The organism is Colwellia sp. SU-HH00943 (assembly GCF_057546125.1).
Window position 1 is genome coordinate 620,664 of sequence record NZ_BAAJLW010000001.1, and the last position, 13,901, is coordinate 634,564.

11 protein-coding genes are annotated in these 13,901 nt (G+C 37.8%); 6 read left to right on the forward strand and 5 right to left on the reverse strand.

Translation table 11 applies throughout. The features are described from left to right. Positions 1-24: 24 nt before the first annotated feature. Both AC27GZ_RS02650 and mpl read right to left on the reverse strand, forming a co-directional pair. Entirely contained in the window at positions 25-648 is a 624-nt protein-coding gene (locus tag AC27GZ_RS02650) for a flavin prenyltransferase UbiX (RefSeq protein ID WP_487093824.1), read from the reverse strand. Positions 649-680: 32 nt separating this feature from the next. After that, the gene (mpl, locus tag AC27GZ_RS02655; RefSeq protein ID WP_487093329.1) at positions 681-2,084 is read right to left on the reverse strand and encodes a UDP-N-acetylmuramate:L-alanyl-gamma-D-glutamyl-meso-diaminopimelate ligase; all 1,404 of its coding nucleotides are present in this window, start codon (positions 2,082-2,084) and stop codon (positions 681-683) included. Positions 2,085-2,203: 119 nt separating this feature from the next. Here mpl and AC27GZ_RS02660 point away from each other — a divergent pair, with 119 nt between their 5' ends. Further along, positions 2,204-4,144 carry an MOSC N-terminal beta barrel domain-containing protein gene (locus tag AC27GZ_RS02660; RefSeq protein WP_487093330.1) on the forward strand — a complete coding sequence of 647 codons (1,941 nt, stop codon included), beginning with the start codon at positions 2,204-2,206 and terminating at the stop codon, positions 4,142-4,144. On the opposite strand, the gene AC27GZ_RS02665 is transcribed toward AC27GZ_RS02660, so the two are convergent. Continuing rightward, on the reverse strand, positions 4,141-5,238 hold the full coding sequence (locus tag AC27GZ_RS02665; RefSeq protein ID WP_487093331.1) for a DUF481 domain-containing protein: 1,098 nt from the start codon (positions 5,236-5,238) through the stop codon (positions 4,141-4,143). The two genes, AC27GZ_RS02660 and AC27GZ_RS02665, sit on opposite strands and share 4 nt — an antisense overlap. 39 nt (positions 5,239-5,277) lie before the next feature. After that, the gene (locus tag AC27GZ_RS02670) at positions 5,278-6,393 is read right to left on the reverse strand and encodes a DUF481 domain-containing protein (protein ID WP_487093332.1); all 1,116 of its coding nucleotides are present in this window, start codon (positions 6,391-6,393) and stop codon (positions 5,278-5,280) included. A 252-nt stretch (positions 6,394-6,645) separates the two neighbouring features. Here AC27GZ_RS02670 and AC27GZ_RS02675 point away from each other — a divergent pair, with 252 nt between their 5' ends. Continuing rightward, a complete protein-coding gene (locus AC27GZ_RS02675; protein WP_487093333.1) occupies positions 6,646-8,115 on the forward strand; it encodes a NarK family nitrate/nitrite MFS transporter in 1,470 nt (489 codons plus the stop codon). Between the two features lie 14 nt (positions 8,116-8,129). Beyond that, a complete protein-coding gene (locus AC27GZ_RS02680) occupies positions 8,130-9,911 on the forward strand; it encodes a bifunctional protein-serine/threonine kinase/phosphatase (RefSeq protein ID WP_487093334.1) in 1,782 nt (593 codons plus the stop codon). A gap of 21 nt (positions 9,912-9,932) precedes the next feature. On the opposite strand, the gene AC27GZ_RS02685 is transcribed toward AC27GZ_RS02680, so the two are convergent. After that, positions 9,933-10,163, reverse strand: coding sequence for a hypothetical protein (locus tag AC27GZ_RS02685; RefSeq protein ID WP_487093335.1), 231 nt, complete (start codon positions 10,161-10,163; stop codon positions 9,933-9,935). 338 nt (positions 10,164-10,501) lie between these two features. On the opposite strand from AC27GZ_RS02685, the gene AC27GZ_RS02690 reads away from it, so the two are divergent. The 3 genes from AC27GZ_RS02690 (at position 10,502) to AC27GZ_RS02700 (ending at position 13,727) form a co-directional block, all read left to right on the forward strand. Next, a complete protein-coding gene (locus tag AC27GZ_RS02690) occupies positions 10,502-11,680 on the forward strand; it encodes an alginate export family protein (protein ID WP_487093336.1) in 1,179 nt (392 codons plus the stop codon). 202 nt (positions 11,681-11,882) lie between these two features. Next, positions 11,883-12,485 carry an anthranilate synthase component II gene (locus tag AC27GZ_RS02695; RefSeq protein WP_487093337.1) on the forward strand — a complete coding sequence of 201 codons (603 nt, stop codon included), beginning with the start codon at positions 11,883-11,885 and terminating at the stop codon, positions 12,483-12,485. 96 nt (positions 12,486-12,581) lie between these two features. Beyond that, on the forward strand, positions 12,582-13,727 hold the full coding sequence (locus AC27GZ_RS02700) for an HDOD domain-containing protein (RefSeq protein WP_487093338.1): 1,146 nt from the start codon (positions 12,582-12,584) through the stop codon (positions 13,725-13,727). Positions 13,728-13,901 lie beyond the last annotated feature (174 nt).

Here is a 13,901-nt window from a genome sequence, read left to right on the forward strand (position 1 = left end):
TATATCTTCGATGAATAACTAAAACTAACGTTGATAACCCCAGCGCGGCATTATTTTTTGTTCAATACCTAAGTGATCAAGTACGCGCCCAACCATAAAGTCAATAAGATCATTAATAGATTCAGGTTGATGATAAAAACCTGGTGCAGCAGGCATAATGGTGACACCTTGCTGAGATAGGCTCAGCATATTGGTTAAATGAATAGTAGAAAATGGGGTTTCACGCACCATTAACAGTAATTGCCCACGCTCTTTAATAACTACATCAGCGGCACGTTCAATTAAGTTATCGCTCATCCCTTGGCTAATAGCCGCTAAAGTGCCTGTAGAACAGGGACAAACTACCATTTGTTTCGGCGCTGCCGATCCTGAAGCAACAGGAGAAAACCATTGCTCTTTGCCAAACACTTTTATTTGCTCAGCTTTTGCTTGAAATTTTTTCATCAAAAAGTCGCTCGCTGCATCGGGAGAAGCAGGCAACTTAACATTAAGTTCAGTGTCTAATACCACTCTGCCAGCACTTGAACATAAAAGAAACACTTGGTAATCAGCGGCAACTAAACATGCTAATAACCGTAACGCATAGGCCGAACCAGAAGCGCCGGTAATCGCGAGTGTTATTTTTTTTTCAAACTGTGCTGGGTTAATCTCTGTCACTAAAGTTTCCAATTATTTATCCGTTAAGGGGAAAATTTATCGGTTAAGGCCGTTAAAATTTTGTCATGAATGTTAGCAAAGCCACCATTGCTCATCACAACTATAGTATCACCTGGTTGAGTTTGTTGGCTAATGTTTGCAACTAAGGCGTCAATATTTTTTTCAACAAAACAAGTCGGTTTACATTGTGCCGCTAGATCATCAACAGACCATTTAATTTGCTCATCTTGAAATATAAACACTTGATCAGCCTTTGCTAACGAAAAAGGTAAAGCATTTTTATGCACACCTGATTTCATAGTATTTGAGCGAGGCTCTAATACTGCTATTACTCGCCCCTGAGTATTACTTTGGGTATTTTGATTATCAACTTGCGCCCTAACGCCAGCCAACGTTTTTTCAATAGCGGTTGGATGATGGGCAAAATCATCAAATAAACGAATATTATTCACTTCACCTTTTAGCTCTAATCGACGTTTAGTATTAATAAACTCACTTAACGCTTCGATAGCTATGTGGCTCGGAACGCCCGCATGACGTGCTGAAGCAATGGCCATTAAAGCATTATCAATATTGAAATCACCAATCAGTGACCAGTTAACTGTGCCTTGTTCCACACCATTAAATATCACTTTAAAAACGCTACCATCATTAACCAATTTTTCTGCCTGCCACCCTTGTGGACAGCGGCTATTTTCTGTGGGTGTCCAACAACCCATGGCAATTGTTTCATTCACTGCTTTTTCATTTTCAGGAGATAGAATCAAACCGTTACTCGGTACCATGCGAATAAGATGATGAAACTGACGTTGAATATCAGCTAAATTATTGAAAATATCACCATGGTCAAACTCCATATTGTTAATCACTAACGTTCGAGGGCGATAGTGAACAAACTTAGAGCGCTTATCAAAAAAAGCCGTATCGTATTCATCAGCTTCAATGACAAAAAAAGGTGCATTACCTAATCGCGCTGAGCTATCAAAATTTTGTGGTACACCGCCAATTAAAAAACCCGGTGTAAGTTGAGCATACTCTAACATCCAAGTAAGCATACTACTGGTCGTTGTTTTGCCATGTGTTCCCGATACCGCTAATACCCATCTGTCTTTAAGAACATTGTCTAACAACCACTGTGGACCTGAAGTATAAGGAATATTGCGATCTAAAACATACTCCACCATAACATTACCGCGAGACATGGCATTACCAACAATCACCAAATCTGGCTCATCCTCTAAATGCTCAATGTGATAGCCTTGCTTTAATTCAATACCAAGTTGCTCTAGCTGAGTACTCATTGGCGGATAAACATGAGCATCGCAGCCAGTTACACGAAAACCGAGCTCTTTTGCCAACGCCGCAATGCCACCCATAAAGGTGCCGCAAATTCCCAGAATATGTAGATGTTGAATTTTATTTGCCATAAATAAAAAAATATAGATTAATTAAGGTGAAAGATGATGACGGTTAATATACCTTATAAAACAAAACTTGACCGCAAAACATTTTCTCTGTGATAAAAATAAACCTCAACGGATAGACCATGTCAGAAATTAAACTCACTAGTCTTAACATTTACCCGATCAAATCCACAGCTGGCATTCATTTGTCTAGTGCAGAAGTTACAGAGCTTGGTTTAGAGGCAGATCGACGATTTGTGTTAAGGGACCCTTCTGGGCAATTCATTACCGCCAGAACTGATCCTAAATTATGTTTAGTCCGTAGTATTTTAACCGAGCAAAGACTGACGCTATCAGCTGATCGTATGCCGAATATCACCTTAGATTTCCATAGTTTCAGCAGCCAATATCAACAGGTGGAAGTATGGGGTGATGATATTGCCGGACAAGTTTGCTCTGAGAAAGCTAACAAATGGTTTAGTCAGTATTTGCAGCGCCCTTGCCAGTTATTATATTTCGGTGCTAAATCATATCGCGAGAAAAAACCAAATACCGACCAAGCAAGAAAAGTCGCATTTGCCGATGGCTACCCCTTACTGCTTATTTCTAAAGCTTCTCTGTATGATCTTAATCATCGTTTAACAGAACAGCAACTTTGTGGCGTATCAATGGCACAGTTTAGGCCAAATATTGTCGTTGATGGTTGCCTGCCTTTTGCAGAAGATACTTGGCAACATATTCGAATTGGTGAGATTGAGTTTAAGGTCAGCAAACCATGTGAGCGTTGTGTATTCACAACAGTTAACCCCCAAACAGGTGAGAAAAGCCAACAAGGTCAGCCATTAGCAACACTTAAATCATATCGACAAAGCCCTGAGGGTGAAGTATTTTTTGGTCAAAATTTAATTCCATTAAACTTACCTTTAAATAATGGCCAGCTTAAACTGGGCGATGAATTAACCGTACTGAGCAAACAACCTCCTCCGGTTTTCAAAAAATTGAAAAATAGCCCAGAAGCAACTATAACAACAAAAACAACGAATAATGCATCGAAAAAATATCCAATATTACTCACTTGCCAAGCGATTATTAATGAAACTCACGACGTAAAAACCTTTGTTTTTTCTCATTCAGCAAACAAACAAATATCACATCAGGCGGGACAACATGTTAACTTGCTTATTGATATGTTTGGTATTGAACAGCCTTGTTGCTACACAGTTTCCTCTGCGCCAAGTGATAATAATCAAATTCAATTAACCATCAAGCGCGTCCCCAATGGCAGAGTATCTAGTTTTTTCCATGACCACTTTACTGTAGGTGACACGATCAAAGCGCGTGCACCCAGCGGAAATTTTCATTTACCTGAATCAATACCGCAAAAGGTATTGTTACTCTCGGCGGGAAGTGGCATTACTCCAATGTTATCAATGCTAAGGTATATGGTTGCACAACAAGTGAACAATCAAATTATCTTTTTTCATAGTGCCCATAGTGAAAAAGATTTAATCGCCCAAGAAGAAGTTTCCGTATTAGCTGAGCAGCACGGTAATTGCCAAGTAATTTATACGCTAACTCAACAAGTAAAACCACAATGGCAAGGGTATCAAGGTCACCTTAATGAGAGCATGCTATCAAATATAGATAACTTAACTGATTATGAAGTTTATGTATGTGGCCCCGCAGGCTTTAGAGAAACAGCTCAGCAACATTTACGTTATTTAGGACTTAATAAACAACAATACCACTATGAAAGCTTTGGTGGTAAAAGTAACATCACTCCCTCCCAGTATTCGAAGGAAGATAAACCCGTGAATAAAAAGCTAACAATTAACTTTGAAAAATGGCACAAAGATTATCAAACTAAAACAGCAAAAACGCTTTTAGAGCACGGTGAAGATGCAGGTTTAATATTACCTTACTCATGTCGTGCAGGTATGTGTGGTCGCTGCAAAGCAAAATTAATCAAAGGTGAAGTGAGCCAATCAGCAACGGATGGTTTAACAGATCATGAAAAACAATCAGGCTATATTTTATGTTGTGCAAGTGTTGCCGAAACTGATGTCACGATAAAGCATGATTAAAAGGTATAACCAAAACTCACCGCTAAACGGTAGTCATTAGGCTCAGGAGTGGCTTGTTCAATAGCAGCAACAGGCTTCGAAATTCGATCGAAATAATAGAAAACATCTAACTCTAAGTCTTCAATAAATTCAAACTCAAACCCTGTTTTGAAGTGATGCGTACGCGAACCTGAGTCTTCATCAAGAAACTTCATTTGGTAGTCTACAATAAAATCTATTTTGCTCGATATTTCATAGTCGAACAAGGTACTAATGCTTAATGCAGCGCCGCCACCGGATTTATTTTCAACCTGAGACAGATACTCAGTAGATTGATAACTCGGACCTAGGGTAATATTCCATTCTATCCTTTTAGTATCCAGTGCTTGGTAACCAAAACTTGTACCAATACTATGGCGCACTTTAATATTTTGTTGAGAGTCACTGTAATTTTCATACTCAATAGCACGAAGGAATATATCTGCATTGATAAACCAATCTAAATAGGTAGTAAAGCGTCTTGAGTTTACCGAAACAATATTTTGATCGTCATTTGAAGTTTCGCTGTAGTTAAATACAAAGTCAGCTTTGAGTCGAGAAGTTGGGGTTCTACGTTGCGCTTCAGCGGTAACGATATAGTCTAATTGATTGGAGTTCCCTTGACTCAAATCAACGCCGATACTGATTTTAGCGTCCCATAAGTCCCTTCTGGTATCAGCCGCTGAAGTAATTGATAATAAATCTGTGAGTGGAAATCGCTGCTCTGTACCATCACTAATCACTTTTAAATGACCATCTTTTACAATAAGAAAGCCTTGAACAATACTACTATCGGCTAAGCGAATTTTTTGATCAAAACGGCTTCGAAGTTCACTGACATCTTCCCAGTCAAAAAACTTAACACCAAACTCATCACTATCAAACTCTAGTTCATCATCATACATAGAGATGATGTCACCTTTGAGCCATTCATCAGAAGTTAATTTCAGCCAATCAAAATCCTGAGTAAAAACAGGAGTCGGCTTTTGCCATACTGCTAGCTTATGTTCAATTGTTTGTGCAAAAACCCACTGACTCCAACAAAGTAACAGTGTAACGATGAGATATCTAACCATGAAATGACAATACTGCTCGAATTCTATTTTGATAATAAATTAAAAATCATACCCCAAACTCACCACAAACCGATAATCATTTTTCTCTGGGATCACATTGTTCTCATCTGGGTGTGGTTGTTCTGTACGGTCTACATAAAAACTTAAATCTAGATCAAAATCACTGGCTAATTCTACCTCAAGATTGGTTTTAAATTGATGCAAATATTGGCCTGAAACTTCATTAACAATTTGGATTTGATAAGAAGTTTCAAAGTCAATATCACTGGTGATTTCATAACTAAAATCAGTACCTAATACTAAACCTGGAGAGGTTTCACTAGCTTCCTCGCCAGGAGCCACATTTTTAAATTGGGTTTTTTGGTAGCTTGGACCAGCATTCACATCCCATGAAGTGCGACTTGTATCAATCAGGTGGTAACCAATACCTACACCATAACTTATTCGATAATCAACATTTAAAAATTCATCGCTAAAATATTCAAAATCCATCGCTCTTAAGAATATCTTTTGACTAAAAAACCAGTCATAAAATGAAGTTAAACGACGACTATCTGCCGAAGTAGACTCTACACCAGTATCTTGATCTTCATAGCGACTGAAATTAGCCGTGTAATCAGCTTTAAATCGACTACTAGAGCTTCGTCTTTGCACACCAGCATTTAAGGTATAATCGAATTGAACAGTATTACCACGCCTAAAATTAGCACCAAATTTAGCGTAGCCGTCCCATAAATCAATTTCATTTTTCTCAGAGGATGCAATAGAAATGAGTTGTGATAGTTGATAATTTTTTGCGTCACCATTTGCTTGTGCCAAAGTAAGTTTACCATCTTTCACCACCAAATAACCTTCAGCAATCGTACCATCAGCTAAACGAATACTGAGTACATCCTTACTTCTTAGCTCTGCAACATCTTCCCAATCAATGGTTTGTATATCGAGCTCATCACTATCAAATTCAAGCTCTTCATCGTACATAGAGACAATATCCCCTTTTAACCACTCATCAGAGCTAAGTTTGAGCCAATCAAACTTTTGTTTAAATATCGGGTTCGGCGTTGTCCAATCTGCATTGTTTTTTAGTGTTTGTGCAAATAATAAACTCGGCATTAAAGCTGTTAACAACACGATTAATCTCAATTTACGTTCCATTTATCTATTCCATCAATTGAAGTGAGTAATAATCCGCTGACTATTGTAACAAGATAAAAGTGACAGCAACAACCTTTGCACTTTCACTGTGCAATACTTTAAATTTAGTGCAAAGCTAGATCAACGGAACATTTTAAAAACATCTACACCTTTGAATAACAAGACAAAAATCACTTTTGCGCATTGGCACTTAGCTTGCTCTAGTTCTAGCAATTAAACTTTATTATTTACGATTTGCACATAGGATTTATCATGAGTACTCAAGCTGGCATCAAGCTACTGTCATTTACAGGTAAGATGAAAATTTTACATTTAAGCTGGATGGCATTTTTTATCACATTTGCTGTTTGGTTCAACTTTGCCCCATTAGTTTCTGTTGTAGCAGATAGCTTAGGGTTAACAAAAGCAGAAATAAAAACCTTAATGCTACTTAACGTAGCACTTACTATTCCCGCTCGTATTATCATAGGTATGCTAACAGACAAATATGGTCCTCGCTTAGTTTATGCTTTATTACTTGCGATATGTAGTATTCCTTGTTTCATGTTCGCTATTGCCGATTCATTTGAACAAGCGGCTCTTTCTCGTTTCTTATTAGGCTTTATCGGTGCTGGTTTTGTTATCGGTATTCGTATGGTAAGTGAATGGTTCCCTGCTAACGAGCTAGGTACTGCAGAAGGCATTTATGGTGGCTGGGGTAACTTTGGTTCAGCGGCTGCTGCAATGTCTCTACCAACTATCGCTTTATTATTCGGCGGAGAAGACGGTTGGAGATACGCAGTTGGTATCACAGGTTTACTTAGCTTAGGTTTCAGTTTTATTTGGTATGCCAATGTAAGTGATACACCTAAAGGCTCTACATACTTTAAGCCTAAACAAACAGGTGCAATGGAAATAACCAGTAAAGGTGATTTTTGGTTATTACTATTAATGAAGTTACCTATGTATGGCGCATTAGCACTTTTAACATGGAAACTTTCTCCTGCAGGCGTTAGTTTATTAACTGAACAATCTGCACTTATCGCTTATATTGCATTAATCGTTTTATATTTATTAGAAGTAAAACAAACCTACAAAGTAAATGCACACGTATTTAAAGAGCCTGTTGCTGAAATTCACCGTTACAAATTCAAGCAAGTTGCTGTGTTAAATATTCTTTATTTTGCAACCTTTGGTTCTGAATTAGCGGTAGTTTCAATGTTACCTTTATTCTTCTCTGAAACCTTTGAAATCAACATGGTTTATGCTTCTATGCTAGCTTCTACCTATGCATTCATGAACTTAATGTCTCGTCCTGGTGGCGGTTGGTTAAGTGATAAATTTGGCCGTAAGAAAACCTTATTAATTTTAACGGCTGGTTTAGCAGTTGGTTATTTTGCTATGTCATCAATCACAAGTAGCTGGCCAATCGTTATTGCGGTAATTGCTGCTATGGCATGTTCTTTCTTCGTACAAGCTGGTGAAGGTGCTGTTTTTGCTGCCGTACCATTAATCAAACGTCGCTTAACAGGACAAATTGCCGGTATGACTGGTGCTTATGGTAACGTGGGTGCTGTAGTGTACCTAACCGTATTAACCATGGTTGACTACTCAACATTCTTCTTAGTTATTGCAGCTACTGCTGTGGTTGGCTTTATCACCTTATTATTTATGGAAGAGCCTAAAGGCACCATTACTGAAGTGCGTGAAGATGGTACTGTTGAACTTATTAAGGTACATTAATCTTATAAGTAATTATGACAAATCACGGCGATACATTGCAGCAAGACAACACTAAGAGTTATGTTAATTTAGCGCTTTGCTTTGGCGGATATTCCAGCGCAGGCATCAAAGAAGAAAATCAAGATGCCTTTGCTGCACTAACGCCAAAAATTAGTGAGCTTAGCTCAAAGGGTGCAATTGCTTGTATCGCTGACGGCGTATCTAGTGCGACTAAGGCAGCCGATGCCTCACAGTTAGCAGTAACCCAATTTATCAGTGATTATTACGCCACGCCTGAAACATGGTCAACACATAAGTCTGCCGCTAAAGTGTTGACCAGTATTAACCAATGGCAATATTCTCAAAACACAAGTTTTAGTAGTCACTATGCCAATGCTGAACAGCAATGGCTCACTACTTTTTCAGCACTTATCTTAAAATCAGCCACCGGCTATATATTTCATGTCGGTGATACTCGCATTAGTAAATACCGAGACCAACAATTAGAAGCGATAACCCAAGATCATAACTGTAAACAAGGGGCTAGCTCAGTAGTCTTAACACGAGCGTTAGGTGCTGATTTACGCTTACAAGTTGATGTTCACGAAGTCGATTTAGTGGCGAAAGATGTGTACATGCTCACCTGTGATGGTATTCATGAATTCTTAACACCAAAACAGTTAAAACAAACATTAGCCAGTTTATCATCCTCACCCGACGACAAAGAGTTAGAGCAATTAAGTAAAACTATTGTTGAGCAAGCATTAGCTGCTGGAAGTGATGATAATGTCAGTTGTTTACTGGTTTATATTCACCATGTACCGAATAGACAGCTGGCCGAAATAGAAAGGGAATTAAGAGAGAAAACGATCCCTCCTGCACTCTCAGTTGGGCAATCTATTGATCATTACCAGATTAAAAAAATTATCCATGCGAGTACCCGCTCACATTTATATTTAGTGGAAGATAAAAGCACTGCCAAGCAATTTGCGCTTAAAGTCCCCTCTGAAAACTTTGTTGAAGACGCTATATATCTACAAGCTTTTATACGTGAAGCATGGTTAGGAGAGCGTATTAAGCATGAAAATATCATGGAAGTTTATGGTGTTAACAATGATAGCAATTTCTTGTATTTCACCAGTGAATATATCGAAGGTCATACCTTAGGTCAGTGGATGTATGACAACCCGAAACCTAGCATTGCGCAAGTTCGAGATATAATTAAACAAGTCATTTCAGCCTTACGTGCTTTTCAGCGTCTTGATGTTGTTCATCGGGATTTAAAACCTGATAACATCATGATAGATAAATATGGTCAGGTTAAACTCATCGATTATGGTGCTGTTTTTGTCGCTTCATTAGATGAAAATCAAGAAACTCTGAGTGAGAATATTCCCCAAGGCACCATCAATTATGTTGCGCCTGAAACACTGATCAGTATGAAAGAAAATCATCTGAGTGATTTATTTTCGCTTGGCGTTATTTGTTATGAAATGCTAAGTGGGCAATTACCTTACAAACCGCAATCTAAATCGATAAACTACACCAGTTATCAACAATGGAATTACCGCAGTATCAAGCAGTATCGTCCTGATTTACCATTATGGATTGATGTCACCCTACAACAAGTGACACAAGCAAACCCGGCACTGCGTTCGCAAGCCTTTTCAGAGTTTTATAGTAATTTAAATAAGCCTAATATTGATGCTATCAATGACTATAAAAGCCAGCCTATTTTAGAAAGGAACCCCGTACAATTTTGGAAAGGGGTTTCATTGGTGCTATTGATTAGTTTGATAGCTTCATTAATGACTTAAATAAAGCTATCAAAACATAAACTACTTACGAATTTGAATATCAGCGTTATGATCTATTTCACCTTCTTCATCAATGGTGATAGCACTATCATTCATTTGTACAACGGCTAACTTACCATCTGGCGTTTCTCTAACAAAAGAGAGTGTATAACCATAATGACTTATTTCACTTAATGAACATTGCTGAGCAACACTTAATTCCTTTAACAGTTTCTTTATTTTTGCTTCAACCTTACGCCTTTCTTCTTGCATGCTACGACTCCCTACCTATGCATAAAAAACTTTCCTTAAGCAGCACACTTAAGTAAAAGCTACAAACAAAATACACGCTTATTCTTAAAATAGCAAAGAAGTGCAATTTCACAACAGTATCAGCATTCATGAAAACTCCCCTTTTTAGACTAAAGTCGTAAAAAGGTTGACGTATATCAAGCTTCTCCCGCTATTTACGGACTTAATTTCACAACTTGATTTAAATCAAATTTTGAAATTAATCGAGGTGTAAGATTTACCCCATTCAGTACCACAACAATAAAAAATAAAGTACTACGCAAGTTTTTAATTATGAAACATAACACTAGGATAACATTATGAATAAAAATAAATTCACCCTCTCTTTGCTAGCTACAGCTATTTTATCAGCGCCAGCCGCAATTGCAGCAGATACAGCATACGGAAAAGGCATCACAGAGGCACTTGCCGATAGCCAAGCTAAATTATCTTTTCGTGCACGTTATGAGGGCGTAGATCAAGACGGCATCGATGAAAATGCTAGCGCGTTAACCGTTAAAAGTCGGTTAACAGTGACCACAGGTAATTACCAAAATTTCTCACTTGGTTTAGAAGTTGATAACGTCAGCACCTTAGTTGATGACTATAATAGTTTAACCAACGGTAATACTGACTACCCTGTTGTAGCCGACCCAAAAGGTACCGATGTAAACCAAGGTTATGTGAAATATTCAAACAGTGGCTTTAGTGCTGTAGTTGGTCGCCAACGTATATTACACAATAATCAACGTTTTGTTGGTGGTGTAGGCTGGCGTCAAAATGAGCAAACTTATGATGGCATTCGTGCGCAATATAAAGCGGGCGCGTTATCTGTAGATTACAGTTATATTCACAATGTAAATACAATTGTTGCCAAGAATGATACAGGTGATTTTCACCTCGCCAACCTAGGTTACAAAATCAATAAAGCGCATAAAGTATCGGCTTTCGCTTATCTTTTAGATTACGATGCCAGTGTTGCCAACTCAAGCAGTACTTTTGGTGCACTATACAATGGTAAGTTTGGTCCTGTTTTAGTTAATGCTAGTGCAGCAACACAAAGTGATAATGGTGATAATCCAAATAGTTATACCGCCACATATTTAAATGCTGAAGTAGGCTCTAAATTTGGCGCAATAACCGTATTAGGTGGCTATGAATTACTGGGTAGTGATAACGGTATTGGATTTAATACTCCGCTAGCGACTAAACATAAATTCCAAGGTTGGGCTGATAAGTTCTTAGGCACGCCAGGAGATGGTATTCAAGATATTTACCTAACAGTTAAAGGTGCGGTTTCAGGTATCAAACTTGCTGCTACTTACCACAACCTCACCTCAGATGTGAACAATATTGATTATGGTAATGAATTAGATCTCGTCGCTTCATATAAAGTAAACAAAAACTACGGTGTTTTAGTTAAGTTTGCTAACTACAGTGCTGATGATCATGCCACAGATACCAATAAACTTTGGTTACAGGCTACAGCCAACTTTTAAATCTTAACACTATCAATAACAAGGCGCTGAGAGCCTCTTCAGAGCCTTGTTACTTTTTACCACCTATATATCTTGCGCTATTACCCAGTGCTACTACACAGCTAAATAGTTGTATTTTCTTTCTCATCAAAAAATTCCGATTGTCCTGAGCTTGTCGAAGGATTAGAATAGCCGCGTTTTCATTTTGGTAGGCAGCTCCCCTTTGTTATTAATGATCGACAATTACGATTCATTTACTTTTAATTTAGTGCATTACTTTCAAGCATTAGAGCAAGAGGTGACTGTTTTTCGACATGATGAAATAGACTTAGCGCGTATTGAACAATTAAAACCAGATTACATCGTCATTTCACCAGGCCCAGGAAATCCTGACCAAGCAGGTATTTCCCTAGCGGTAGTGGCACAGTTTTCCGGAAAGATTCCACTACTGGGTGTATGTTTAGGTCACCAATGCATTGCACAACACTTTGGTGGCACCGTAAAGAAAGCACAAAAACTAATGCATGGAAAAACTAGCTTGATCACTCATAATCAGCAAGGTTTATTTCAACAATTAAAACAACCGTTACAAGTAGCTAGGTATCATTCGCTCATAGTTGATGAAGAAAGTTTACCCGAGTGTTTTATTGTCACAGCGTGGAGTAATGAAACACAAGATAACAAAAAAGAGATCATGGCAATGCAGCATAAAAACCTCCCTATTTATAGTGTTCAATTTCATCCTGAGGCTATTTTAACAGAGCAAGGGCATGCGTTATTGCAAAACTTTTTAAACATAAATGCCGTTAGCCATAACAAAAATTAAAATAATGCTATAAAGTTAATGCTTTATTAATATTAGACGATAAACTTAATATAATATTTACATACATAGATTCATCAATATCACTTTCGCCACACTATGCAGATTTTTGACACAAACGACATAATTTCTACCATACATCAACGCTCACTGTGTCTATGTATTAGTAAAGAATTCGCCGAGCAACAACACGGTAAAGTGAATGTAGTTCACTTTCAAGGTAGCGAGCAAGAAAACCGTCGTCGAGAATTATTAGCCGTTGAAATCAAAGCACAACAAGACAAAATTGTTGCCGCTCACGGCGAAGAGCACTTTCGCAATCAAGTGATGGACCTCTTTTATTCCCAAGTACGTAATCAAGTGAATGAAGAGTTTGATAACAAAGTTAATCTTTATACCAATGTTGTCTGCATTGAAGATGCAGCCCCAACGATTCTTGAACTACTTTCACTCAAAGCTACCTCAATTAACCGAATTAAACCACTAGCAACTTCACTGCCATGGTTATCAACCGATTTAGTAAGCTTAGTTAATAAACCTCAATATCGTAAACGAGCTGATGTTCAAGTTAATGACGCCAGTTTAGCGCTAAGTTATATAGGTCTTGATAATTTAAAACTGGTTATGCCAACCTTTATACTTAAACATTGGCTGCCAAACTCTACGGCACCATATGGCTTAATGAAGCGTAAATTATGGAATGACAGCTTATCTATAGCCCTTGCTTCCAGAGCGCTAGCCCAGGCTAAAGATATTGATACTTACACCGCCTTTACTACTGGCATGTTATCAAATATAGGCCAGTTAGCAGTCACCCGCTGCTTTTTAACTACTTATAATGACATGTACAAAGAAGAACTACGCCAAGCATTTGAGGCAAAAGATAAACGTTTACACAATGTTTTAGTGAAAGTAGACAATTCTCCTGAGTTACTGTTAGAACAACTTATAATACGCAGCAGTGTTTTGTCAGCAGATTTGATTGAGTTGATGAAATTTGACCGTTTACAAATAACCGAAGCAATGTTTGACTTAGCTTACAGTGAAACCATCACTAAAATGTCTCCAATCGCACAACTTGTCGCGAAAGCCAAAGCCTATGTTAATTATCGCAGTCTAGCCAAAGCTAATTTAATTAGCGAAGAAGAAACCGCATTATTATTTGACACGGTAAAGCTTACTAAAGCAGAAATATCTTTACTCAATAAAAGTGATATTGACCACATAAAGCTCAAATTCAATTAATTTTTCGTAAAATAATCTCATTTTCAATAAATTTTTTTTGATTATTTATTAAGTTTGTCGTTATTTCGTTAGCGACGCGCGAGCTCATATCCTTGAAGAAATATTGATAACCAGAACAATTTACCCCCTTTCTATAAATATTCACCTTTGCTGAATAAAAAAACCTAACCCTTT